Origin of the sequence: Dietzia lutea, from assembly GCF_003096075.1 — a bacterium.
GTDB lineage: Bacteria > Actinomycetota > Actinomycetes > Mycobacteriales > Mycobacteriaceae > Dietzia > Dietzia lutea.
This window is the reverse complement of record NZ_CP015449.1, coordinates 3404214-3426821: the sequence shown is the minus strand read 5'-3', so window position 1 is coordinate 3426821 and position 22608 is coordinate 3404214. Positions and strand designations below refer to the sequence as shown.

Genomic DNA, 22608 nt, shown 5'->3' with positions numbered 1-22608 from the left:
CCGCAGAGTGCGGCCACTCTTGTCACATCTGCAACAGTGATAGCCGCTGGTCACAGCGGTAACGCGGTGCCGAGTCCGGCTCGTTACCTGCTCGGTCAAACGGTTCGCGTCAGGCGCACCGAAGCGGCATTATCACCATCATGCGCACCAGGCTCACCGCGTCACTCGCGACGATCGCCATCACCTCCGCCACCCTCCTGGGCGGCGGGGCGGCCACGGCTTCCGCCCAGACCCTGCCGTCCTTCATCCCGCAGCACCTGATCCCGGCGCACCTCGCGCCCCAGGTGGAGGGGATCGTCTCGCAGGTGCGCGCCGCCCTGCCGCCGGAGGCGTGGGCGGCGGTCGGCTCCAGTGAGATGGCCTATGGGGATGTCGCCGCCTTCGGGGTCTCCGGCGGACTGCGCGAGGGGATCATCCGCGAGATCGACGCCTACCGCGTCGCCCACGGCCGCGGGGCCCTGGCGCCCAACGCCGATCTCGACCGGGCGGCCCAGGCGTGGGCAGACCGCCTCGCCGCCCGCGACGAAGTGATGCACAACACAGGGCTGATCGACCGCGGCCACGGGGAGAACATCGTCGCGGCGGGCACCCATTGTGGGGCGATCTGCCTGGTCGATCTGTGGAAGAACTCGCCCGGTCACAACGAGAACCTCCTCGACCCGGGCTACCGTTCGGCGGGCATGGGTATCGCCTACTCCGGCAACGGCAAAGTTTTCGTGGTACACAACTTCGCGTACTGACTTGTGAACTCTGACTGAGCCACTCGATCCGGCAGCGGTGCTCTGAAGGGGCCGAGACGACGGGAGAGACCATGTCCGAACGGATACTGCGAGCACTGAGGCTCAAGACCGACCCGGGGGTGTTCTTCTCGACTGTCGGGGTGATCATCGCCTTCGTCGTCATCACCTTCTTCTTCGGCGACTGGGTGGGCAGTGTCTTCGGCACCGCATCGGGCTGGATCATGACCAACCTCGGTTGGTTCTACATCTTCGGCGTCACCGCCTTCCTGGGTTTCCTCGTCTGGATCGCGCTCAGTCGGTTCGGGCACGTGCGGCTCGGAGGGGACGGCGAGATGCCCGAACACTCCAACGCGGCGTGGTTCGGCATGCTGTTCGCCGCCGGCATCGGCACGATCCTCATGTTCTGGGGCGTGGCCGAGCCCATATCCCACTTCGCCACCCCGCCCCGCGGGGACGTCGAGCCGGGCACGCCGAACGCTGCGAGTGAGGCGATGGCGTTCACGCTCTACCACTTCGGCCTGCATACCTGGACGATCTTCGCGCTGCCGGCGTTGGCGTTCGCCTACTTCATCTACAAGCGCAAGATGCCGCCGCGGGTGAGCTCGATCTTCGCCCCGATCCTCGGCGACAAGGTGTTCGGCCCGCTCGGTAAGACCATCGACGTGGTCGCCTTGGTCGGCACCGTGTTCGGCGTCGCGACCTCCGTCGGGCTGGGCACGCTGCAGATCAACGCGGGCCTGAACGAGTTGTTCGGCATCGCCATGTCGTCGGTGGTGCAGGTGCTCATCATCGTGGTCGTCACCACGGTCGCCTGCATCTCGGTCGCCCTCGGCCTTGAGAGGGGCATCAAGCGGCTGTCCAACTTCAACATCGCCATGGCGATCGCCCTACTGCTGTTCATCCTCGCCACGGGCCCAACCCTGTTCCTGCTCAAGGGGACGGTCGAGTCTCTGGGCATCTATCTGTCGAACCTGCCGGAGCTCGCGCTGTGGAACAACGTCTTCCCGGCCTCCGATGACCTGGCGTCGTGGCAGAACACCTGGACCGTCTTCTACTGGGCGTGGACCATCACGTGGTCGCCGTTCGTGGGCATCTTCATCGCCCGCATCAGCCGGGGCCGCACGATCCGTCAGTTCGTCTTCGGCGTCCTCGGCCTGCCGGTGGGCTTCTCGGTCCTGTGGTTCGGGATCTTCGGTATGGCGTCGTTCCATATCGAGATGTTCGGCACGGGCGGTCTCGCGGAAGCGGTGGTCGAGGAGGGCGACATTCCGGGTGCGCTCTTCGCGTTCCTCTCGAACTACCCGCTGGCGACATTCCTCTCCGGGCTCGCGGTGGTCCTCGTCGTCATCTTCTTCACCACGTCGGTCGACTCGGCGTCGATGGTCGTGGACATGATCGCCTCCGGCAAGGACGACGACGTACAGACCTCGCCGACCCACCAGCGCGTCATCTGGGGCGTGCTCATGGGTGCCGTGGGCGCCACGATCCTCGCCGGCACGGGCGAGGGCGGCCTCACCGCGTTGCAGGAGGTCATCACGGTCATCGGACTGCCGTTCTTCGTCTTCGGCTTCGTGATGATGTACAGCCTGGTGCGGGGCATCAGCAACGACATGGGGGAGCGGCCGCCCACCATCACGCGGCAGTGGCGGAGGACCTACTCGCCCGAGGCGCTCGAGAAGCACGAGGAGGCGCCCTCACCGGAGCCGGTCCACCCGCTCTATCACATCCCGGACGGCGAGCAGGATGACGGAGCCCCGTCGGTCGCCGGCGAGGAGGAGACGTCCAGCGGCAAGGGCTAGTGTCCGCGCACGTCGAGCATGGTCATGCCGGCGTGCATCTCCCAGACGAGGATCTCGGCGCCCTGGGCGCCGGCGGTGACGCGTCGTCCGCCCGTGGCGGTCATGCGCGCGGCGTCGCCGGCCTCCAGGGCGCCCTCGCCTTCCAGGGTGGCCGACCCGATCGGGACGTAGAGGTGGAGGTAGGGCGCGTCGGGGAGCTCGACGGTGCGTCCGGGTGTGAGCCGGGCGGCGTGGAGCGCGGACGCGCGGTTGCGGATCCGGATGGCGGCGCGCTCCGCGTGGGTGGGTAGGCCTCCGGCGACGACGACGAGCTTGTTCTCCAGCTCGCGTGGGTCGATCTCCAGCTGTTCGTACCCGGGCTGCTCACCGGTCGTGCCCGGGACGACCCACATCTGGACGAGGTGGACCGGTTCGGCCGGGATGTCGGTGCGGAGCGAGCCGCCGCGCCAGCCGTCGTTGCGTTCGGAGTGCAGGATCCCCGAGCCCGCGCTCATCCGCTGGGCGAGACACGGGTAGATGACGCCGCTGTGGCCCTCGGAGTCCTGGTGGACCAGCGAGCCGGACAGCACCCACGTGACGATCTCCATGTCGCGGTGCCCGTGGGTGTCGAAGCCGGTGCCGGGCGCGATGCGGTCGTCGTTGTTGACCAGCAGTCGCCCGAAGTGCGTGTTCATGGGGTCCTGGTAGCGGCCGAAGGAGAACGAGTGCCGTGAGTCCAGCCAGCCGCCGCGGTCGCGGGACCGCGTTCGGGAGCGGTGGATCCTGACGCCGGGGACGAGCACGGACACGGTGACCTCCTCGGGGGTGCGGCGGGCTCGGCGCGAGCGCCGCACACTGCGGTTGACGCATCAACTATAACGCCCGTGCGGGCGGTGCGGCCGAGTGCGGCCGTCCGGTGGCACCCCGAACCCGGGATGGTTAACCTTCGGAACCACGCATCAGAACGGCTGTCCAAGTTTGTGGCGGATGCGCCCGCGGCGGCCATGCCAGCCGGTATCGTGACGGGTGTCACACTGACCGACGGAGGGTTGAGGATGTTGCAGAACGCGCTGATCGCCACTGTTCGAGTGAGTGTGGCCACCTACGCCGGGGTGACGCAGATCCTCGTGGACAACACTCTCGGCCGCGTGCTCGACACGAATCCGGACAAGGTCCGCTAGGGGCCGGACGAGCTCTGGCGGGCGGCCGGCAGGGTCTGATCGGTCTGCGGGGTGGCGTCGCGGACCTCGCCGACGAGTCGGGCGAGCACGTCCTCCAGCACGACTAAGCCCGACGGGCCGGACGCGTGGTCGTCGCCCGCGGCGCCATCGCCGCTGCCGTCGACGATCGCCAGGTGCGCCCGCGCCCGCTGCATGGCGGCCAGCACGTCGTCCAGCGGCGTGTCGGGCGACACCGATCCGAGCCGGCGGATCCGCTCCGGGCGCAGCGGGCGGGACGGGTCGTCGGCCAGGACGTCCTTGACGTGGACGTACCCCACGTACCGGCCGTCGCGGAGAACGGGGAACCGCGAGTGCCCGGTGCGGACGCACAGCTGCTGCACCTCGCCGGTCGTGAGGTCCGCATCGACCGCGTCGACCTCATCGAGGGGCCGGAGCACGTCCGCCGCGGTGATGTGGTCGAACTCCAGCGCGCCCGCGATGAGCGAGGTCTCGTCCTCGTCCAGGAGGCCCGACTCCCCTGACGCCGCGACCATCCCGCGCATCTGATCCACCGTGACCGTGGTGTCCACCTCGGATTTCGGCTCGACGCGTAGGACGTGGCGCACGACGAGGTCGGCGGTCTTGTTCATCAGCCAGATGGCGGGCAGGAACACCAGGACGAACACCCGCAGGACCGGACCGAGTAGCAGCGCGGCGGCGGCCGGCCGGGCGATCGCCATGTTCTTGGGCACCATCTCGCCGAGCACCATGTGCAGGAACGTGACGATGAGCAGGGCGATCACCAGCGCGATGGGGTGTGCGAACCCGGTCGACACCCCCAGCCACTCCAGTGGCCGTTCGATGAGGTGCGCGATGGCGGGCTCGCCGACGGCGCCGATGAGGAGGGAGCACGCGGTGATCCCGAGCTGCGTGGCGGCCAGCGAGAGCGACACGTTTTCCATGCCGCGCAGCGACCAGCGGGCGCGGATGCTGCCCCGGGCCGCGCGGGGCTCGAGGTGGTCGCGGCGCGCGGAGACCATCGCGAACTCGGCGGCCACGAAGAAGCCGTTGCCCAGCAGGAGGGCCGCGAGCACCAGGATCGCGACGCCGTCACTCATCGGACTCCTCCGTCCCCGCGTCGCCGCGCTGGTCCGCGTCGGCGGACTCGTCGGGCTCGCCGCGCAGGACGGTGGCCCGGAGCCGCTCGGCCCGGTAGTCGCTCACCGTCTCGACCCGCAGCCGTACGCGCGCCCGGGTGGGCAGGTCGTCACGGTCGCGGTGCTCGTGGTCGTGGGCCTCCAGCTCGACCTCGTCACCGACCTCGGGTAGGCGGTCCGCCGATTCGGACAGCACCCCGGACAGGGTCGACGCGGCGCCCGCCGGGGGGACCTCCAGCCGCAGGATCGCGCCCAGTTCGTCGGGCCGCATCATTCCGCCGACCAGGACCGTGTCGTCGTCGATCCGCTCGTGGGTGCGGGAGGCGCGATCCTGCTCGTCGTCGATCTCGCCGACGATCTCCTCCACCAGGTCCTCGAGCGTGACGATCCCCGCGGTGCCGCCGAACTCGTCCACGACCACCGCCATCTGCAGATCGGTTTGCCGCAGCAGCCGCATCAGGGGATCGAGGGTCATCATCTCCGAGACCACGGTCGGCTCGGCGGCGATCTCGCGCACCGGCGTGCGGTCCCGCTCATCGGGGTCCACGGCCAGCGCCTGGCGGTAGTGGACGACGCCCACCACCTCGTCGACGGTCCCGCCGAGGACGGGGAAGCGGGACCGGCCGGTCGCGGCGACGGTGTCCAGCAGGTCCTGCGCACTGTGGTCGCGCAGGAACGTCACCAGCGGCCTGGGCACCATCGCGTCGGCCGCCCGGTGCTCGCCGAACGAGATCGACCGGGTCACGAGCTCGGCGGTGTGCGGGTCCATCACGCCCTCGCGTCCCGACCGCGCCGCCGACGCGCGCAGCTCCTCGGGGGAGCGGGCATCACCCGGTTCCTCCGTCGGGGTGAACCCGAGCAGACGCAGCACCTGGTTGGCCGAGGCGTTGAGGGCGGTGACCAGCCACCCGAACACGGTCATAAAGGTGCGCTGCGGGTGCACGACCAGTCTCGCCACCTGCATGGGTGCGGCGATGGCCCAGTTCTTGGGGACGAGCTCGCCGAAGACCATCTGGAGGAAGGTGACGACGACGAAGGCCGCCGTCATCGCGATACCGCGGGCAGCGGCCTCCGGCATTCCGGACAGGCCCAACGCGCCGGTGAGCAGTTCCCCGACGGAAGGGCCCGTGAGGTATCCCGCCACGAGGCTGCTGACCGTGATGCCGAGCTGGGCCCCCGACAGGTTCGTCGAGGTCTTCGAGAGCGAGGAGTCCAGGGCCGCGGCGACGCGATCGCCCTCCGAGCCGGCGGCGCGGACGTCGTCCCGGTTGACTGTGAGGAACCCGAACTCGACCCCCACGAACAGCGCGTTCGCTGCGATGAGCAGGACCAGCGCCAGCGTGAGGAGGAGTGCGACGGTCACCGGGCGACCGGGCTACTGACCGTCGGCCGTGCCGTCGGAGCCGCCGACGGCGTGATTCGGCTGCTCGGGGGTCCGGTACACCTTCGACTGCTCGGCCCTGTCGGCGGAGCTCTCTCCGGACGCGCCGGTGGCCTCGTCGCCGGAGGCGTGCCCGGTGTCGCCGGCGGTCGAGGGCCGGGACGCCGGGGCGCGGCCCTCCTCGTCGGTGCCGCGGGTGGTGCTCCCGTCACCGGCGCCGGAGCCATCGACGGTGTTGCCGAGCTCCTCCGGCGACTCGTCGGGCACGCGGGCGTCGTTCTCGGGTCGGGTCGAGTCGGTCACGGTCGCCTCCGGGTGTCGTGGTTCGTGGTGTCGCTTCTGTGGTGTCGACCCTAGCCGTGTCCGCCACGGCCCGTCGGGCTCTCGCGGCGTCACAGGTGTGCCTTAGTCTGGTGCCCATGTCGGACAATCCCTTCGGTCGGGTCATCACCGCGATGGTGACCCCCATGCACGACGACGGCTCGATCGACTTCGACGCGCTGCAGCGACTCGCGGTCCATCTCGCCGACCACGGCCACGACGGTCTGCTGGTCAACGGCACCACCGGCGAGTCGGCCACCACCACGGACGACGAGGACTACGACAGCGTCGCCGCGGTCGTCGAGGCGGTCGGCGACCGCGTGCAGGTCATGGCCGGATGCGGCACCAACGACACCGAGCACTCCATGCGCGCGGCCCGCGAGATGGTGGCGAGGGGTGCGGACAGCCTGCTCGTGGTGACCCCGTACTACAACAAGCCCACACAGCACGGGATCGTCGAGCACTTCCGGATGATCGCCGAGGCCGCCGACCGCCCGGTGATGGCCTACGACATCCCGGGGCGCACCGGGACCGCGCTGGCCACCGACACCATCCGTCGGCTCGCGGAGATCCCCCACGTGCGGGCGGTCAAGGACGCCAAGGGGGACCTGTTCGAGGCCAGCCGCCTCATGGCCGAGACCGACCTGCTCTGGTACTCGGGTGACGACGTGCTCAACCTGGCGTTCCTCGCGCTCGGTGCCACGGGGATCGTCTCGGTGGTCGGCCACGTCGCCGGCGACGACTACCGGGCCATGATCGACGCCGTCGACGCGGGCGACCTGCCGCGGGCCCGCGAGATCCACACGCGCCTCATCCCGGCGGTGGACGCGATCATGCACACCTCGCAGGGCGCCATCCAGGTCAAGGCCGCGCTGAAGATGGCCGGTCTCATCGGCTCGGACCGACTGCGCATGCCGCTCCTCCAGGGGCCGCCCGAGCATCAGGCGAAGCTGCGCGACGGGCTGGCCGCCGCCGGGCTGAACTGACCCACCGGGCCCCGGCCCACCACGGTCACCACGGGGCGCGCGACGACCTCGCCGTCGTCGCCCCTCGCGCGCCGGCTACCGGAACGCCGCCGCCTCGGTGCACCGCAGCCACAACGCGGCGGCGGTGGCCCGGTCGTGCGAACGGCGGCTCGACCGGGTGAGATGCGGATGGCCGCGCAGGCCACCGAGACGGTCCGGCCCGACGAACGCGCCGCCGGGCACGTCGGGGGCCGTCGCGGCGTAGAGCACCGACAGTGCGCCCATCTCCGGCGACAGGCCCGCCCAGGTGAGGGAGTTGCCGAGCGCGAAGAACCGGTCGGCGACGGGGTCGCCGCTCTGCCGGATGAGTTCGGTCGCGGTGTAGCCGGGGTGCGCGGCGACCGAGCGGAGGCCGCCGCCGGCCCGCTCGAGGTGTCGCTGCCACTCGTAGGCCAGCATGATGCACGCCAGCTTGGAGTTCGCGTACGCGGCCATCGGCCGGTAGCCGCGAGCGTCCATGCCGAGGTCGTCGGTGTCGATCCGCCCCATCAGATGCGCGAGCGAGCCCAGCCACACCACGCGGTCCGTCAGGATCGGCTCGAGACCCAGGGTGAGCGCGTGGTGGCCGAGGACGTTGACCCCGAACTGCATCTCGTGGCCCTGCGCCGTGCGGGCGTGCGGGATGTTCATCACGCCGGCGTTGTTGATGAGGACGTCGACCCGGCCGGCACCGGACCGCGCCGCGTCGGGCGCCGCGTCGGGCGCCGCGGCCTCCGCCCGCATGGCTGCGGCGAACTCGTCGACGGAGTCCAGATCGGCCATGTCGAGTCGGCGCACCTCCGCCCGCTCGCGCGAAACCCCGGGCAGGGTCGCGCGTGCCGCTTCCGCCTTCTCGAGATTCCGGCAGGCCATCACGACCCGGGCACCGCGGGCGGTGAGCGCGGCCGTGGTGGCCAGCCCGATGCCCCCGTTGGCGCCGGTCACCACGAACGTCCGCCCGGTCTGGTCGGAGATGTCGACGGGGGACCATCTGCGGGATCGTGTCATGAAGATCAGTCAACCAGCCGCGCCTGCCGTGCGGTGGTGCTCTCCTGTGGTAACGCGGGGATATCATCCGCGATCTCTTTGTGACACACTCGTCGGGTGCGTGAGTCCCACAGGCCACACGCCTCCCTCACCGTTCGAGATGCCGGAGTACCTCCATGACGTTCGACCGCCGATCCTTCCTCCGTCGCGCAGGCCTCAGCGCGGCCGGGGCCGGCGCCATCGCCGCGGGCCTGACCCCCGCGGTGGGCGCGCAGTCCTCCATCCCCGCCGAGATCGGTGCCCTGCCGGGCGCGGGAGCCGGGGTCCCGGTCGGCACGCTGCTCGACTACGCCTCCGGTCCGCCGTCGGCGGCGTCGGTCCGCGCGGCCGGCCACATGGGCGCCGTGCGGTACTGCTCCAACCAGCGCCCTAACTCGGCCTGGATGACGGGCAAGCCGCTGCGGCGTCGCGAGGTGGACGACTTCCGGGCCCACGGACTCAACATGGTCTCCTGCTACCAGTACGGTCGCGCCGAGACCGCGGACTGGCACGGCGGCGCCGGCGCCGGCGATCACCACGCGCCCATCGGCATCCGCATCCACCGCGACGCCGGCGGTCCGTCGGGCGTGCCGATGTACGTGGCGATCGACGACAACCCCACCCGGTGGCAGTTCGACCACCAGATCCGCCCGTACCTCGAGCGCTGGCGCGCCCACCTGCACGGGTCCGGCATGAAGCTGGGGGTGTACGCCAACGCCCCGACCATCGACTGGTGCCGCCAGATCGGCCTCGGGCAGTACTTCTGGCAGCACGACTGGGGCTCCGGCGGGCGGCTCAACCCGGCCGCGACGATCCACCAGCTGCCGGTCCGCCAGCAGGTCACCGTCGGCGGCGTGGTGTCCGACCTCAACCGCGTCTACGCGCTGGACTACGGCCAGTGGTGGCCGATCGACCCGCTCGCGCTCGCGCAGTCGGCCCTCGGTAGCTCCATCTGATCCACCGGCGGCGGTGCCGCTCGCCCCGGCGTCGTCCGCGTCCGCGATCTCGCGGGCCGGTGAGGCCGGGGCGCACGGCTACCCGGCGGCGGTCACTCGACGGTGATCTCGCCCATCGTGCCCCACTGATCGCCCTCCGCCGTGGTGTTGATGATGCGCGGCGTGCGCTCGAGGTACTGGGCGGCTGACCCCGTGAAATGCTGGAAGTGGTCCGACTTCACGTGCTCGACCGGCGCGTCACCCTCGCGGAACGCCTCGCACAGCAGGTAGGTGTTCGGGGACTCCGGCGAGCGGTACCAGTCGAACCACAGGTTGCCCGCCTCGGCGCGGGTGGCCTCGGTGAACTCCCGGGTGATGTCGAGCCAGGAGTCGGCGAATTCTTCTTTCACGTCAAAGCGCACGTTGATGAGGATCATGTCCCCATCCTGCCGGGCCCGGCGAGGGGCGTCGAGGCGTGGCTCGGCCCGGGCGATCCGGCCGTGACTCGCCCCGCGTCGCCGCACACGCCTACCCTGTATCAGGTGACCATCGAGCTGAGCATCGAGAACCCGTGCGTCCCGCAGGCGGAGGCCGACTCCTCCGTCCGCGCCGTCTGGAACCGCTTGTCGCTCGACGCGAGCTCGAGCCGGAACGAACCGCTGATCGCGGGGCTGGTCCTGGATCTCATCGACGGGTGCGACGACCTCGGTGAATCCCTGGCGAGGATCGCCGCGTCCCGCATCGCGACGCCCGAGATCGGCCGCCACGTCCTGGAGAAGGAGATCCGGGCGGTCCTGGTCGAGCACCCCCACGTCCTCGACGCCGTGGCCGCGGACCTCGTGGTGAGCTACGAGCGGAACCCGGCGTACCCCAACTACCTGGTGCCTTATCTCTTCGCCAAGGGTTTCCTCGGCCTCCAGGTACACCGCGTGGCCCACGAGATGTGGAACTCCGGTCGCGTGATGGCCGCGTCGTTCCTGCAGAGCCGGATCTCCGAGGTGTTCGCGATGGACATCCACCCGGCCGCGCGCGTGGGCTCGGGCATCCTCGTCGACCACGCCACCGGCATCGTCGTGGGGGAGACCTGCGCGATCGGCGACGGCGTCTCGATCCTCCAGGGCGTCACGCTCGGCGGCACGGGGAACGAGGACGGCGACCGGCATCCCAAGATCGGCTCCGGTGTCCTGCTCTCGGCGGGCTCGATTGTGCTCGGCAACGTCCGCGTCGGCGATTGCTCGAAGGTCGCCGCCGGTTCGGTCGTCCTGCACGAGGTCCCGCCCCACACCACCGTGGCGGGTGTGCCCGCCAAGGTCGTCCGCCGGCACGCGGATTCACTGGTCCCCGCCGAGCGGATGGACCAGGAGATCGACCCGCGGGCCTAGGGCGGCGAGCCGATGCGGGTTCTGGTGGTCGACGACGAGCCGGCTCTGCGCGAGAGCCTGCGCCGCGGCCTGGCCGCGGGCGGGTGGTCCGTGGAGACCGCCCCCGACGGCGAGGCCGGTCTCGAGATGGTCTGCGGCGACGACTTCGACGTCGTCGTGCTGGACATCATGATGCCGCGCCGCAGCGGGTACGAGGTGGTCCGCGAGATGCGGCGGGGCGGGATCTGGACCCCCGTGCTCATGCTCACCGCCAAGGACGGCGAGTACGACGAGGCCGACGCGTTCGACCTCGGAGCCGACGACTACCTGGTCAAGCCGTTCTCGTTCGTCGTCCTCGAGGCGAGGCTACGGGCCCTCGTGCGCCGCGGCGCACCCGAACGCCCCGCCACGTTCGAGGCCGGCGACCTCGTCGTGGACCCCGCCGCGCGGGAGGTCCGCCGGGGCGACACCCGGATCAGCGTGACCGCCAGGGAGTACGCGGTGCTCGAGTACCTCATCCGTAATCGCAACCAGGTGGTGTCCAAGGCGCAGATCATGCGTGCCGTGTGGGACTCCGCCTACGACGGGGACGACAACATCGTCGAGGTCTACGTCGGATACCTGCGTCGCAAGATCGACACCCCGTTCGGTGCCCACGCCATCGAGACCGTCCGCGGCCAGGGCTACCGGCTGGTCGACAGCGAGGTCACTCCTTCAGGGACAGCGCCTCGCGGTAGGTGAGCTTGCGGCCGGTCTGCATGATCGACCGGCGGTAGACCCGCTCGGCGATCCGGATGATGACCGCGGCGGTGACGAGCGTGATCACGGTGGCGACGGCCGGCTCCCACCACGACGCGGTGCCGGCCACCAGGCGGATCGGCATCGTCACCGTCGACATGATGGGCACGTAGGAACCGATGACCTGCCAGGTGTCCTGGAGGAAGAGGCCTCCGAAGAACACGACCATGATGACCGTGAGCAGCGGCGAGGTGGTGGTCTGGACGTCCTCGGCGCGGGTGGCCATCGCACCGGCGACGGCGAACAGGCACGCCAGCGCGACGAAGCCGATGACGAAGAGCACCAGGTACCAGACCGCCGCGCCGACGACCGACGGCAGCAGGGTGGCGTAGTCGGTGAAGCTGAGGCCGATCAGGCCGATGGCCACGAAGATCACCATCTGCCCCAGGGCGAGAGCCGTGGCGCCGACGACCTTGCCGACGAGCAACTGCCGCAGCGGGATGGCGGCGGCGAGGATCTCGACGATCCGCGACTGCTTCTCCTCCACGACACTGTTGGCGATGGCGTAACCGAAGAGGATCGCCGCCATGTAGAAGAGGAAGACGAAGACGAACCCGGCGATCACCTGAATCCCTTCGTCGTCCGCCCCGTCGGCCTCGAGGAGACGCTCCTCGACGATCGAGCCCGCCGTGAGATCGGCGACGGTGGTCCCGGCGGCCGCGGCGTTGCGCTCGAGTGCATCGGCCGCCACCGTCGCGCTGACCGCGGCGGCGATGTCGGAGTCGACGCCGTCCGAGCCGACGAGCGTCCACGCCCCCTGCTCGCCGAGCAGGGCCGCATCGACGTCGCCGTCGCGGACCGCCTGTTCGGCCGCCGCGGGATCCGCCACCTGCTCGGTCTCGAGTCGCACGGTGGGCGCGCCCGCGGTCGCCGAGGAGTCGGTGTCCTCGCCGTCGGCGGCGTCGGCCCGCGCGTTCGTCTGCTCGACGATCGTCACCGCGTCGCCCGAGACGACGGCGATCCGCTTCTCCCCGTCGTCTCCGCCCAGCAGGAACGACACCCCGAACGCGACGATGAAGATCGCGATGGTCGTGAGGGTGGAGATGATGAAGTTCCGGTCGCGGAGTTTGACCATGATCTCGCGCCCGGCGACGATCCGCCATGCGGCGTCCGTGGAGCGGGGCCCGGTGGAGGCGTCCTCGTGGTCGGCCGACGACGGGCGTCGTGTGAGGGGGGTGGTGGTCATGAGGTCACCTCGCGGTAGATGTCGGACAGGCTGGGCACGACCCGGGCGAGTTCGCTGACGCTGCCGCGGGCCATCGCCTCACGCAGGACGAGGTCCGTGCTCCCGGGTCCTTCGAGTTCGAGCAGTGCGGTGGGGCCGTCGACGTCCACGACGTGGACGCCGGGCAGTGCACGCACCCAGCCGGCGTCCCCGCCCACGACGAGGCGGTGCAGCACCCGGCCGCGGCTGCGGAGCTCGGACACGGTCCCGGTCGACACGACCAGCCCTCGGGCCAGGACGACGAGCTGGTCGCAGAGCCGCTCGACGAGATCGAGTTGGTGGGAGGAGAACAGGACGGGCACGCCCCGGGTGGTGTGCTCGCGCAGGAGGTCGACCATGGAGTCCACCGCGGCCGGGTCCAGGCCGGAGAAGGGCTCGTCGAGGACGAGGAACTCCGGCTCACCGATGACGGCGGCCGCGATCTGGACGCGCTGCTGATTGCCGAGTGAGAGCGACTCGAGTTTGTCGCCCGTGCGCTCGCCCAGGCCGAACCGGTCGAGGAGGTCGAGCGCGGTCTGCTTGGCGCCCGCCGCGCTACGGCCCTGCAGCCGGCCGAGGTAGACGAGCTGGTCGAGGATCGGCTGCTTCGGATACAGCCCCCGCTCCTCCGGCATGTAGCCGAACGTGCGCCGGTCCGCGACCGTGATTTCGCGACCCGCCCACGTCACGGTTCCCGAGGTGGGCTGGAGGACGCCCATGATCATGCGCATCGTGGTGGTCTTGCCGGCGCCGTTGCCGCCGACGAAGCCGGTCATCGCCCCGGCGGGGACCTCGAAGGTCACGCCGTCGACGGCGAGGTTGTCGCCGAATCGTCTGGTCAGTCCGTTGACTCCGAGCATCGTGCCCTCCCTGGCGCCGGTGTACTGCTCACGCTAGGCCCGGGACGCACGTCGGCGGATCAGCCCACGGGATGATTCGGCGCGGAAGGCGGCGGAGGGATCTCCTCCTCAAGAAGGAGGGCTGCTCGAGAGGAAGGGACCGGGCGGGATCAGTCGCCGGGGTGGACGAGGCCGACCTCGTAGGCCAAGACCACCGCCTGGACGCGATCGCGCAGGTGGAGCTTGGCCAGGCAGGACGACACGTGGGTCTTCACCGTAGCCTCGCCCACCACCAGTTCGTCGGCGATCTCGGCGTTGGACAGCCCCCGCGCGACCAGGCGCAGCACCTCGGTCTCGCGTGCGGTGAGCACGGCGAGCGCGGACGCGCGCGACCTCGGCCGCTCGGCATCCGGAGCGTCCTCTGTCGGGGGCGGGGCAGCCAGACGCTCGATGACCCGGCGCGTGACCTCGGGCGCGAGCAGGGCGTGGCCGTGGCCCACCGCACGGATACCGTCGACGAGGTCGTCGGGGTCGGAGTTCTTGAGCAGGAAGCCGCTCGCGCCGGCCTGTAGGGCGTCGAACAGGTAGTCGTCGCGGTCGAAGGTGGTGAGGATGAGGACCTTGGCCAGGTGCTCGCCAGTGATGATCTCCGTGGCGGCGATGCCGTCGGTCCCCGGCATCTGGACGTCCATCAGCACGACGTCCGGACGGAGGCGGCGGCACATCTCGATGGCTGTCGCACCGTCCGCCGCGTCGCCGATGACGTCGATGTCCGGCTCGACGCCGAGCATCATCGAGAACCCGGAGCGCATGAGCGCCTGATCGTCCACGACGAGCACACGGAGCACGCCGGCGCGGGCGGCCTCGTCGGTGTGCTCGCTGCCGGCGCGCGGTCGGTCGTTCGTCCCGGGCATGGTCACTCCCCGCCGCTGTTGATGTGGCCGCCGTTGTCGGTGCTGCGGCCGCCGCCATCGCCGCCGCTATGGGACCCGTCGCCGTCGGTGTCCGGCCGGTACGGCAGCCGCACGCGGACGCGGTAGCCGCCGGTCACCCGCGGGCCGATCTCGCACTCCCCGCCGTGCGAGCGGACCCGTTCCCGCATTCCGAGCAGGCCGAGACCGCTGCCCGAGGTCCCGGTGCGCGGCCGCCCGTCGTCGAGGACCTCGACTTCCGCGTACGGGGTGCGGTCAGGGCCCTCTCCGGTGCGCAGCACGACACCGGCACGGTTGGCGGTGGAGTGGCGCCGGACGTTGGCCAGCGCCTCTTGGGCCGTCCGGTACAGGGACAGGCCGATGACCGACGGGACCTCTTCGAGCGGATGCCCGGCGTCGGCGGCCACGGAGAAGGTGGTGGAGAAGCCGGCGGTGTCATGGGAGGCGGCCAACCGCGCGACGTCCGCGAGCCCGTGACCGGCGGCCCGGGACACGTCGCCCGTGGACCGGGACGCGTCGCCCTCGGAGCGGGACCCCGGGTCGGCGGACCGGAGCGCGCCGAGCAGGGCCCGCATCTCCGCGACGGCCGAGCGCGAGGAGTCCTCGATCGTGCGCAGAGCGCCCGCGGCGGCGTCGGGATCGCGGTCCATGACCCGGCGCGCGGCGGCGGCCTGGACCCCGATCGCCGCGACGTGGTGGGCGATCACGTCGTGCAGTTCGCGGGCGATGCGCAGACGCTCCTCCACGACGGCCCGATCCCGCAGGGCCTCTGCCTGCTTCTCGATCGTCCGGGCCTGCTCCGTGAGGTCATGCCGACGGCGGGCGCCGCGCCATGAGGCGATGCCGAGCGCGGTCGCCCCGCCGAAGTAGACGATGTTGATCAGCACGGTGTACAGGAGATAGGCGGGGACCGGCGGGAGGAGGCCGCTCGAGCGGTCGACGTCGTCCACGGCGTCGAGAATCTGCTGCATCCCCGAACCCAGGGCGGCGTACCAGACCATCCACACCGCCAGGGCGGCGGTGATGCCCGCGGCGACGCCGATGAGGGCCCGCCGGTCGCGGGCCCAGGAGACCGCCGAGTACACCGCGACGAAGTACAGCACCTGCTGCGAGACCTGGCCCATCACCAGGGGCATGACGCTGCCGACCACCAACAGGTGCGCGGTCGCGCCGAGACCGGTCGTGAGCGGGAAGCGGCGGCGGACCGCCAGCAGGGCCGCCACGCTGGCCATGGCCAGGTACTGAGCCCAGACCGGCGCGCTCTCGTCGGCCAGGACCCCCATGCTCCGCAGGATCTCCACGCCGACCGCCGAGCACGCGAACACCACCAGGGCGAGGACCGCGTCGGCGCGGAGGTAGTGCTCCGGCAGGGGGCGGACCCATGCGTCCTCGGCGTCGAACAGGCGGTTCAGACGGTCCCACACGAAAGGTGAGCCTATCCGGTGGCCGGACGGCCCGGCTCGCCATCCGGTTCGTCTCCCGGCTCGTCCAGCGGCTCGACCGGCAGCTCGACGACGAACCTCGCGCCTCCGCCGGGCGCGTCCTCCGCCCGCACCGAGCCGCCGTGGGTCCGCGTGATCTCGGAGACGATCGCGAGGCCCAGCCCCGACCCGCCCGTGCCCCGCGCGCGGTCCGCGTCCAGGCGGGCGAAGCGATCGAAGACCGATTCCCGCTGGTCGGGGGGAACGCCCTCGCCGTCGTCGTCGACGATGATCACGGCCCGCGGGGCTCCGGCGCCGGACCGGTCGACGGTGAGGCACAGCGCCACGCGCTCGCGCGCGTGTCGGCGGGCGTTGTCGACGAGATTGCGCACGACGCGCTGGAGGGCGTCGGGATCGCCCACCAGTCGCGCGGGCTCGACCGAGACCGCCACCTCGAGACCGCCCGCGTCACCGGTGCCGGCGAGGCCGCGCAGGCGCGCGGCCTCCGACAGGACCACGTCGTCGAGGTCCACATCGTCGCGCCGCAACGGCATCCCGCGCTCGTCGCTCTTGGCCAGCAGGAGCAGGTCCTCGACCATCGCGCGCATCCGCTCCACCTCCGGCAGTAGCAGTTCGTCGACGGTCTCGACGTCCACCGGGGCGCCGGAGGTGGAGGCCAGCTCGAGCATGGTGGACAGCGTGGACAGCGGACTGCGCAACTCGTGGGAGGCGTCGCCGACGAAGGCCACCTGGGCGGTGCGGGCAGCGTCGAGGCGGGCGAGCATCGCGTTCATGGTGCGGGCCAGGCGCGCGATCTCGTCCTCGGCCTCCGGGACGGGCACCCGCTCGCCGCGACCGGAGACGGAGATCTCGGCGACGCGGGAGCGGATCGACTCGACCGGCCGCAGCACCCGGCCCATGGCGTAGTAGACGAACCCGGCGGTCGCGAGTCCGGCGACGGGCACGAACGACAGGAACAGCACCGCGCCGGCGGCCAGGACGGTGTCGTACCGGTCGCTGTCGGTGCCGACGTCCACGGCCAACGTCACGCCGCGCATGTCCACGCCGACGGACGTGACCCGCAGGTCGGTGCCGTCGGGGGCGTCGACCTGGCGACGGAGGATATCGCCGGGAGCCGGGACGGGCAGGGCGGGGACGGTCTCGAGCCCGCGGGTGACCTGGCCGGCCAGGATGCGGCCGTCGGGTGCGACGACCCGGACCAGGTCCACACCGGACAGCGGTTCGGAGACCAGTTCGAGGGAGGCCTGCGGGCCGCGGGCGGCGAGCCTGGACGCCACGTCGACCGCGCGGTCGCGCGCCGCCGAGTCGATCGCGCCGTGCACCGCCGAGCGCAGCAGCAACCAGGCACCGCCCGCCGCGAGAGCCAGCACCAGCATGACGATCGCGGTGGCGATCACCGTCGTGGCGACGCGGATGGGCCAGCGGCGGGGGGTCGTCAGGGCCTCGGGGGTCAGCGGCACGCCTCCATTGTGCGGTGCGCCGTGGACCCGGACGGGCGGGAACGCGGACCGGGGGCGCGACTAGAACACGTGTTAGCGTCGCCGGGTGAGAGAATCGCAGCACAACGGCCCCGAGCCTCGCCTCGGCTTGACGTTCAGTGAGAACCCGGACGGTACGGTGAACTGGCACCAGCCGGTCTCGGACCAGTTCGTCGACCCGTCCGGTCGCTTCGCCACCGGCGGCCTGGCCGTGCTGGTGGACTCGGGGCTCGGCGCGGAGAACCACCGCCGCCGCCCGAGCGGGAAGTGGACCGTCACCACCGAGCTGCGCCTGGATCTGATCGGCGCGCCGCGCGAGGGGTCGACCGGCCTGGGTATCCGCGCGGACCACCTGGGACACGACGGTCACTGCCTCACCACGCGGGGTGAGGTCGTCGACGACGACGGCGAGGTGATCGCCTCGGGACTGGTCAAAACCATGGAGTTCGCGGCGGGCGTGGACGCGGAGGGATATGACGACGAGCCGCCGTGGCCGTCCGCGCTCGAGCCGGGGACGCTGACCGAGGTGCTGTGTCTGACGCTGAGCGAGCGGGGCGACGGCCCGGGCGGCAGCCGCGTGGTGGAGGGCGTCATCGCGCCGGAGCCGACGCTCGCCAATCCCCTGGGGAATCTGCACGGGGGCGTGTTCGCGGCGGCCGCGGAGGTCGTCGGCGCCGCGGTGTTCCCGCACGAGCGAGACGTCAGCTCCTCCTCGCTGGACGTGCGGTACGTCCGGCAGATCCCGCTGGTGCAGCCGGTGACGATCCGGGCCGAGGTGCTGCACGACGGGCGGAGCTGGGGTATCTCGCAGGTCACCACGCGGGACGAGCGCGGACGGGTCAGCGCGGTGGCGACGGTCACCGTCTACGGCCGTCGATAGTTGGTTGTCACGTCACTCACGTACGATCGGGACTCAGACACCAGATCCGTACGTCGAGAGGGGACCGCGTCAAGATCGGCATCATCCTGGGCAGCATCCGTGAGGAGCGTTCGGGCCAGTCCGTGGCCGAGTGGGTCGCACAGCAGGCGCGCGAGCGCCGGGACGCGAGCTACGAGCTGATCGACCTCAAGTCCTTCGACATCCCGCTGCTCACCTCGGCCACCGTGCCGGGCGCGGCGAACAAGCAGTACGAGGACGAGCGGGTGCAGCGCTGGAGCGAGACGATCGACTCCTACGACGCCTTCGTCTTTGTCACCCCCGAGTACAACCACAGTGTCCCCGGCGGTTTGAAGAACGCCTTCGACTCGCTCGGGAACGAGTGGGCCGACAAGCCCGTCGCGTTTGTCTCCTACGGTGCCGAGGGTGGTGTACGCGCGGTCGAGCACTGGCGGCAGATAGTGGCGAACTTCCGCATGTTCGGCGTGCGTCAGCAGATTTCGCTGAGCCTGTTCACCGAGTTCGGCCCCGAGGGCGTGCAGCCCGCGGAGCGACGCACCGCGGAGCTCGCGACCCTGTTCGGCCAGCTCGAGGACGCCACGCGGCGCTTCTCCCTGGTGGACGCGAGCGCCTGAACGATCGCGCGCTGACGGCCCAGCGCTGACGGACCGGCGCTGACCGCGTCACGCCCACAACAGACGCCGCGGCCCGCCCCCCGGATCCCCGGGTGGCGGGCCGCGGTCGCGTCCAGAGCGTGTCAGTTCACGGCGGCGAGCGCGGAGTCGTAGTCCGGCTCGGTGGTGATCTCGTCGACGAGCTGGGTGTGGACGACCTTGCCCTCGGCGTCGACCACGACGACCGAACGGGCGCACAGGCCGGCCATCGGGCCGTCGGTCATCTTGACGCCGTAGTCGGACGCGAAGTCGCTGCGGAACGTCGACCCCGCGGTGGCGTTCTCGATGCCCTCGGCGGCGCAGAAGCGCTTGTGCGCGAACGGCAGGTCGGCCGAGATGTTGACGACCACGGTGTCGTCCAGGCCGCTGGCCTTCTCGTGGAAGGTGCGCACCGACTGCGCGCACACGCCGGTGTCCACGCTCGGGAAGACGTTGAGGATGAGCTTCTTTCCGGCCAGCGACTCGGAGGTGACCGGGCCGAGATCGGTGCCGACCAGCTCGAACGCCGGAGCGGTGGAGCCGACGGCCGGGAGCTCGCCGGAGGTCGTGACGGGATTGCCCTTGAATGCGGTGGTTGCCATGTGTCCGTTCTACCGGACGCCCGTGGCGGACGGGTGGCCGGTCAGCGCGGCGTCGCGACGTGGACGGCGATCTCCTCGGGCACGCCTTTGACCCCGCCCCACCGGAAACCGCGCTTGGGGCGCGTCGCGATCCGGGACGGGTCCAGCCCGGCGCGAGTGGCCTCGCTGACGAGGATCTCCCCGGCGCCCGCCTTCTCGGCGAGCCGCGCGGCGATGTTCACGTCCATGCCCAGGTAGTCGCCGCCGATCCTGCGGGGCCGCCCGGTGTGCACGCCGACCCGCAGCCTCGGGCGCCACCCGGCCACCTCGACCCCGGCCACCCCGTCGAGGCACGCCGCTACCGCGTCGAGCGCGAGCTGCGGCGACGGGAAGGCCGCCATGAGGCCGTCACCGAGTCGCTTGACGACGGTCCCGCGGTGCTCCAGCACCTCGGGCTCGGTGGCCGCGGCGACCCGGCGCAGCAGGAGCAGCGACTCCTCGTCACCGACGCGCATCGCCCAGTCGGAGAACCCGACGATGTCGGTGAACACGATCGTCACCTCGGCGCCGACCTCCGCGCGACCAGTGCGTTCACGCAGAGAATGCCACACCTGCAGGCCGCCGAGCGTCACCTCGCGGCTCGCGGTGGGCTGCTCGTCGAACAGTCGCCCGGCCAGCCGCGCGATCGTGCCCGCGCTGTCGCGACCCGCGGCCGAGAGCGGGTCGCCGAAACCCGCGTCGCCGGGCAGGACCCGCCGGGCGCGGCGCAGCAGTTCGACCGAGGTGGGGTTCCTGTTGGCCTCCCGCGCTCTCGCCGCGGCGCGGGCCGCCGCCGCCCGCGTCCGGTCCCAGTAGAGGTTCGCCATGCGCACGAGCCTAGGACGCCGCGGTCGTGGCGGGCACCGACTCGTCCGTCTGGTCGACCGCGCGCCACAGGTACCAGGACGCCACCGACCGGTACGGGGCCCACAGCCGCGCCCGCTCGAGCATCAGGTCGGGGGAGGCCTTCTCGTCGAGGCCCAGCACCCGCTCGAAGCCGCGCCGGACCCCGACATCGGCCACGGGGAAGACGTCGGGTCTGTCCAACAGGAAGATCAACAGCATCTCCACGGTCCACCGGCCGATCCCGCGGACGGTCGTCAGGGAGGCGATGACCTCGTCGTCGTCGTACTCCCTCAACTCGGCGAGGGAGGGGACACGACCGGTGCCCACCGCATCGGCGAGATCGCGCAGGGCGGCCACCTTCGGCCGCGAGATGCCGCACGCCCGCAGTTCCTCGTCCGACAGGGCGGCCACCCGGACGGGGTCGAGCTGGCCGGCACTCGTGGCGCGGTCGCGCAGCCGCCCGGCGATCGTCGCGGCGGCCTTGACCGACAGTTGCTGGGAGAGGATCGACGAGGCCAGGCGGTCGAACAGGGTGTGCGGACCCGTATCCGGCGTGGGAGTGAGCGTGCACGGACCCACCACGGCGATGTGCGCGCCGAACTCCGGATCCGCATCGTGGAGGTACCGCGCGGCCGTTACTCTGTCGTATCCTTCCGGCATGCCGTGCAGGGTACGCGGCGAATTCGTGACCGCCCCGTGCCATGGGTAACGGCGGCCCCGTGATCGACGATAACCATCGCGTCACGACACTGCTTGGGAGAGGAACGTTCTCGTGCGTAGGACACTCACGCGTCTCGTCGCGATCGCGGCCGCCGGCGCGCTCGCGCTGGGAGCCGGGGCCGGCACCGCTTCCGCCGGGTCGGCCGAAATGCCCACCCCCGTCGCGCTGTACGGCGGGCTGACGTCGCTCGGCTGCCAGCAGGTCGACGCCTCGTTGCTGCCGCTGTGCGGCGACTTCGAGGTGCTCACCTCCGACGATCCGGCGATGCTCACCATCAACCCCTTCACGACCGACATCGTGATCCTGGGCGCCGGCCTCTTCCCCGACGGCGGCATCCGCCCCGTGCTCGAGGAGCGGTTGCGCACCGGCTACCGGCTGGCTCAGGAGTACCCGACGGCCCGCATCATCGTCACCGGCGGCGTGCCGCAGAACGGGCGCACCGAGGCGCGGGCGATGGGCGACTGGCTCCGCGGCGCCGGCATCTCGCCGCTGCGGATCACCGAGGAGGGCAACTCCAACTCCACGGTGCAGAACGCCCAGTTCACCGACCGGATCTTCCGCGATCGCGGCACCACCGGCGCGGTCGTGGTGACGACCGGCGACCACGTCAAGCGCGCGGTGCTCAACTTCCGCCAGGCCGTGGGCGGCCGCATCCCGATCACCGGCGTCGTCGCGCGGGGCTGACCGGCGGCGCCGCCCGGCGGTCGGAGCGGGTGGCCCGCCCGGTCGACCGGGCCGCGCGGCGCCGCCCGGCCGAGCGCTAGTCGGAGTCGGACTCCGGCCACGCGCCGGTCCGCAGCAGCTCCAGGCTCGCCTGCTGGTCGACGATCGGCTGGCGCATCTGGTCCGCGCAGAAGTCCAGCAGCGCCTCGGACAGCTCCGAGTTGTCCGACGAGATCGCGCCGCGGGCGATCGCCACGTGCAGGTTCTCGGCGAACCCGTCGATCGCCGTCTGCGCCACGCAGCTGTGCGTCGACACGCCGCACACCAGCAGGTGGTCCACTCCGATGTGCGCGAGCCGCGCCTTGAGGTCGGTGTCGAAGAAGGCGCTGTCGCGGGTCTTGACCACCTCGATGTGGTCGCCGGTGGCCAGCTCGTCGAGGAACTGCGCCTGCTCGGTGCCGGGGAAGGCGAAGCCCTGGTCGTCCTCGCACATGTTGAGCGTCCACGTGGACCTGTCCCGGGCGTGCTCGGTGCGCACCAGCACCACCGGCCGGCCGGCCTCGTGGGCGGCCTCGATGAGTTCGTTGATCGACGCGACCAGCTCGTCGCGCACCGAGGCGAGGTCGGGGAACTCGAAGTACGAGTTCTGCATGTCGATCACCACGAGCGCGG

Annotated in this window: 25 protein-coding genes; 10 read left to right on the top strand and 15 right to left on the bottom strand. The window is 71.2% G+C overall.

Annotated features, from left to right (window positions below):
* Window positions 1–140: 140 nt before the first annotated feature.
* Both A6035_RS15695 and A6035_RS15690 read left to right on the top strand, forming a co-directional pair.
* Window positions 141–740, top strand: a complete 600-nt coding sequence (locus tag A6035_RS15695) for a CAP domain-containing protein (RefSeq protein WP_108848699.1) — start codon at window positions 141–143, stop codon at window positions 738–740.
* A 71-nt stretch (window positions 741–811) separates the two neighbouring features.
* Window positions 812–2539, top strand: coding sequence for a BCCT family transporter (locus tag A6035_RS15690; RefSeq protein WP_108848698.1), 1728 nt, complete (start codon window positions 812–814; stop codon window positions 2537–2539).
* Here the strand turns inward: A6035_RS15690 and A6035_RS15685 are convergent.
* Window positions 2536–3321: a pirin family protein gene (locus tag A6035_RS15685; RefSeq protein WP_108849329.1), complete on the bottom strand. Its 786-nt coding sequence runs from the start codon at window positions 3319–3321 to the stop codon at window positions 2536–2538. The two genes, A6035_RS15690 and A6035_RS15685, sit on opposite strands and share 4 nt — an antisense overlap.
* A 252-nt stretch (window positions 3322–3573) precedes the next feature.
* Here A6035_RS15685 and A6035_RS19225 point away from each other — a divergent pair, with 252 nt between their 5' ends.
* Entirely contained in the window at window positions 3574–3699 is a 126-nt protein-coding gene (locus A6035_RS19225; RefSeq protein WP_268817666.1) for a hypothetical protein, read from the top strand.
* Here A6035_RS19225 and A6035_RS15680 read toward each other — a convergent pair.
* The 3 genes from A6035_RS15680 to A6035_RS15670 are packed head-to-tail and all read right to left on the bottom strand — an operon-like array spanning window position 3696 to window position 6519.
* Window positions 3696–4796, bottom strand: coding sequence for a hemolysin family protein (locus A6035_RS15680; RefSeq protein WP_108848697.1), 1101 nt, complete (start codon window positions 4794–4796; stop codon window positions 3696–3698). The genes A6035_RS19225 and A6035_RS15680 overlap by 4 nt on opposite strands.
* The gene (locus tag A6035_RS15675; RefSeq protein ID WP_108848696.1) at window positions 4789–6198 is read right to left on the bottom strand and encodes a hemolysin family protein; all 1410 of its coding nucleotides are present in this window, start codon (window positions 6196–6198) and stop codon (window positions 4789–4791) included. Before A6035_RS15675 ends, A6035_RS15680 begins: the two co-directional genes overlap by 8 nt.
* 12 nt (window positions 6199–6210) lie before the next feature.
* Window positions 6211–6519, bottom strand: coding sequence for a hypothetical protein (locus A6035_RS15670; protein ID WP_108848695.1), 309 nt, complete (start codon window positions 6517–6519; stop codon window positions 6211–6213).
* Window positions 6520–6635: 116 nt separating this feature from the next.
* On the opposite strand from A6035_RS15670, the gene dapA reads away from it, so the two are divergent.
* Window positions 6636–7523 carry a 4-hydroxy-tetrahydrodipicolinate synthase gene (gene dapA, locus A6035_RS15665; protein ID WP_108848694.1) on the top strand — a complete coding sequence of 296 codons (888 nt, stop codon included), beginning with the start codon at window positions 6636–6638 and terminating at the stop codon, window positions 7521–7523.
* A gap of 75 nt (window positions 7524–7598) precedes the next feature.
* Here the strand turns inward: dapA and A6035_RS15660 are convergent, their stop codons facing one another.
* Window positions 7599–8549, bottom strand: a complete 951-nt coding sequence (locus A6035_RS15660; RefSeq protein ID WP_108848693.1) for an SDR family NAD(P)-dependent oxidoreductase — start codon at window positions 8547–8549, stop codon at window positions 7599–7601.
* Window positions 8550–8704: 155 nt separating this feature from the next.
* Between A6035_RS15660 and A6035_RS15655 the strand changes: the two genes are divergently transcribed.
* Entirely contained in the window at window positions 8705–9523 is an 819-nt protein-coding gene (locus A6035_RS15655; protein WP_108848692.1) for a DUF1906 domain-containing protein, read from the top strand.
* 92 nt (window positions 9524–9615) lie between these two features.
* Here A6035_RS15655 and A6035_RS15650 read toward each other — a convergent pair whose 3' ends face one another.
* On the bottom strand, window positions 9616–9939 hold the full coding sequence (locus A6035_RS15650; protein WP_108848691.1) for a putative quinol monooxygenase: 324 nt from the start codon (window positions 9937–9939) through the stop codon (window positions 9616–9618).
* A 105-nt stretch (window positions 9940–10044) separates the two neighbouring features.
* Between A6035_RS15650 and epsC the strand changes: the two genes are divergently transcribed.
* Together epsC and A6035_RS15640 are read left to right on the top strand one after the other, a co-directional pair.
* Window positions 10045–10884: a serine O-acetyltransferase EpsC gene (epsC, locus tag A6035_RS15645; protein ID WP_108848690.1), complete on the top strand. Its 840-nt coding sequence runs from the start codon at window positions 10045–10047 to the stop codon at window positions 10882–10884.
* Window positions 10885–10896: 12 nt separating this feature from the next.
* Window positions 10897–11604 carry a response regulator transcription factor gene (locus A6035_RS15640; protein WP_108848689.1) on the top strand — a complete coding sequence of 236 codons (708 nt, stop codon included), beginning with the start codon at window positions 10897–10899 and terminating at the stop codon, window positions 11602–11604.
* On the opposite strand, the gene A6035_RS15635 is transcribed toward A6035_RS15640, so the two are convergent.
* The 5 genes from A6035_RS15635 to A6035_RS15615 form a co-directional block, all read right to left on the bottom strand.
* A complete protein-coding gene (locus A6035_RS15635; RefSeq protein WP_108848688.1) occupies window positions 11570–12847 on the bottom strand; it encodes an ABC transporter permease in 1278 nt (425 codons plus the stop codon). The genes A6035_RS15640 and A6035_RS15635 overlap by 35 nt on opposite strands.
* Window positions 12844–13725 (bottom strand): ABC transporter ATP-binding protein, encoded by an 882-nt coding sequence (locus A6035_RS15630; RefSeq protein WP_108848687.1) that lies wholly within the window; start codon window positions 13723–13725, stop codon window positions 12844–12846. The genes A6035_RS15635 and A6035_RS15630 overlap by 4 nt, the downstream gene beginning before the upstream one ends.
* A 149-nt stretch (window positions 13726–13874) precedes the next feature.
* Complete coding sequence (locus A6035_RS15625; protein ID WP_108848686.1) at window positions 13875–14624, bottom strand: response regulator; 750 nt, start codon at window positions 14622–14624, stop codon at window positions 13875–13877.
* Window positions 14621–16060, bottom strand: coding sequence for a sensor histidine kinase (locus A6035_RS15620; protein WP_235026647.1), 1440 nt, complete (start codon window positions 16058–16060; stop codon window positions 14621–14623). Before A6035_RS15620 ends, A6035_RS15625 begins: the two co-directional genes overlap by 4 nt.
* 11 nt (window positions 16061–16071) lie before the next feature.
* Window positions 16072–17538, bottom strand: a complete 1467-nt coding sequence (locus A6035_RS15615) for a sensor histidine kinase (RefSeq protein WP_108848685.1) — start codon at window positions 17536–17538, stop codon at window positions 16072–16074.
* 85 nt (window positions 17539–17623) lie between these two features.
* On the opposite strand from A6035_RS15615, the gene A6035_RS15610 reads away from it, so the two are divergent.
* On the top strand, window positions 17624–18436 hold the full coding sequence (locus A6035_RS15610) for a PaaI family thioesterase (RefSeq protein ID WP_108848684.1): 813 nt from the start codon (window positions 17624–17626) through the stop codon (window positions 18434–18436).
* A gap of 44 nt (window positions 18437–18480) precedes the next feature.
* Window positions 18481–19068: an NADPH-dependent FMN reductase gene (locus A6035_RS15605; protein ID WP_108849328.1), complete on the top strand. Its 588-nt coding sequence runs from the start codon at window positions 18481–18483 to the stop codon at window positions 19066–19068.
* Between the two features lie 122 nt (window positions 19069–19190).
* On the opposite strand, the gene tpx is transcribed toward A6035_RS15605, so the two are convergent.
* From tpx to A6035_RS15590, 3 genes are read right to left on the bottom strand one after another with little or no spacing between them, the layout of a single operon-like run.
* Window positions 19191–19688 (bottom strand): thiol peroxidase, encoded by a 498-nt coding sequence (tpx, locus tag A6035_RS15600; RefSeq protein WP_108848683.1) that lies wholly within the window; start codon window positions 19686–19688, stop codon window positions 19191–19193.
* A gap of 41 nt (window positions 19689–19729) precedes the next feature.
* Window positions 19730–20533 carry an adenylate/guanylate cyclase domain-containing protein gene (locus A6035_RS15595; RefSeq protein ID WP_108849327.1) on the bottom strand — a complete coding sequence of 268 codons (804 nt, stop codon included), beginning with the start codon at window positions 20531–20533 and terminating at the stop codon, window positions 19730–19732.
* Window positions 20534–20543: 10 nt separating this feature from the next.
* Entirely contained in the window at window positions 20544–21212 is a 669-nt protein-coding gene (locus A6035_RS15590; protein ID WP_108848682.1) for a DNA-3-methyladenine glycosylase family protein, read from the bottom strand.
* A 112-nt stretch (window positions 21213–21324) separates the two neighbouring features.
* Between A6035_RS15590 and A6035_RS15585 the strand changes: the two genes are divergently transcribed.
* The gene (locus A6035_RS15585; protein WP_108848681.1) at window positions 21325–21957 is read left to right on the top strand and encodes a YdcF family protein; all 633 of its coding nucleotides are present in this window, start codon (window positions 21325–21327) and stop codon (window positions 21955–21957) included.
* A 76-nt stretch (window positions 21958–22033) separates the two neighbouring features.
* Here the strand turns inward: A6035_RS15585 and A6035_RS19360 are convergent, their stop codons facing one another.
* Window positions 22034–22597, bottom strand: coding sequence for a cysteine hydrolase family protein (locus A6035_RS19360; RefSeq protein ID WP_341867177.1), 564 nt, complete (start codon window positions 22595–22597; stop codon window positions 22034–22036).
* Between the last annotated feature and the right edge of the window lie 11 nt (window positions 22598–22608).

Bases quoted from the DNA above. Each gene is read 5' to 3' on its own strand.
- A6035_RS15695 (WP_108848699.1), top strand. From the start codon at position 141: ATGCGCACCAGGCTCACCGCGTCACTCGCGACGATCGCCATCACCTCC.
- A6035_RS15690 (WP_108848698.1), top strand. From the start codon at position 812: ATGTCCGAACGGATACTGCGAGCACTGAGGCTCAAGACCGACCCGGGG.
- A6035_RS19225 (WP_268817666.1), top strand. From the start codon at position 3,574: ATGTTGCAGAACGCGCTGATCGCCACTGTTCGAGTGAGTGTGGCCACC.
- A6035_RS15680 (WP_108848697.1), bottom strand. From the start codon at position 4,796: ATGAGTGACGGCGTCGCGATCCTGGTGCTCGCGGCCCTCCTGCTGGGC.
- dapA (WP_108848694.1), top strand. From the start codon at position 6,636: ATGTCGGACAATCCCTTCGGTCGGGTCATCACCGCGATGGTGACCCCC.
- A6035_RS15660 (WP_108848693.1), bottom strand. From the start codon at position 8,549: ATGACACGATCCCGCAGATGGTCCCCCGTCGACATCTCCGACCAGACC.
- A6035_RS15655 (WP_108848692.1), top strand. From the start codon at position 8,705: ATGACGTTCGACCGCCGATCCTTCCTCCGTCGCGCAGGCCTCAGCGCG.
- A6035_RS15650 (WP_108848691.1), bottom strand. From the start codon at position 9,939: ATGATCCTCATCAACGTGCGCTTTGACGTGAAAGAAGAATTCGCCGAC.
- A6035_RS15640 (WP_108848689.1), top strand. From the start codon at position 10,897: ATGCGGGTTCTGGTGGTCGACGACGAGCCGGCTCTGCGCGAGAGCCTG.
- A6035_RS15635 (WP_108848688.1), bottom strand. From the start codon at position 12,847: ATGACCACCACCCCCCTCACACGACGCCCGTCGTCGGCCGACCACGAG.
- A6035_RS15630 (WP_108848687.1), bottom strand. From the start codon at position 13,725: ATGCTCGGAGTCAACGGACTGACCAGACGATTCGGCGACAACCTCGCC.
- tpx (WP_108848683.1), bottom strand. From the start codon at position 19,688: ATGGCAACCACCGCATTCAAGGGCAATCCCGTCACGACCTCCGGCGAG.
- A6035_RS15595 (WP_108849327.1), bottom strand. From the start codon at position 20,533: ATGGCGAACCTCTACTGGGACCGGACGCGGGCGGCGGCGGCCCGCGCC.
- A6035_RS15590 (WP_108848682.1), bottom strand. From the start codon at position 21,212: ATGCCGGAAGGATACGACAGAGTAACGGCCGCGCGGTACCTCCACGAT.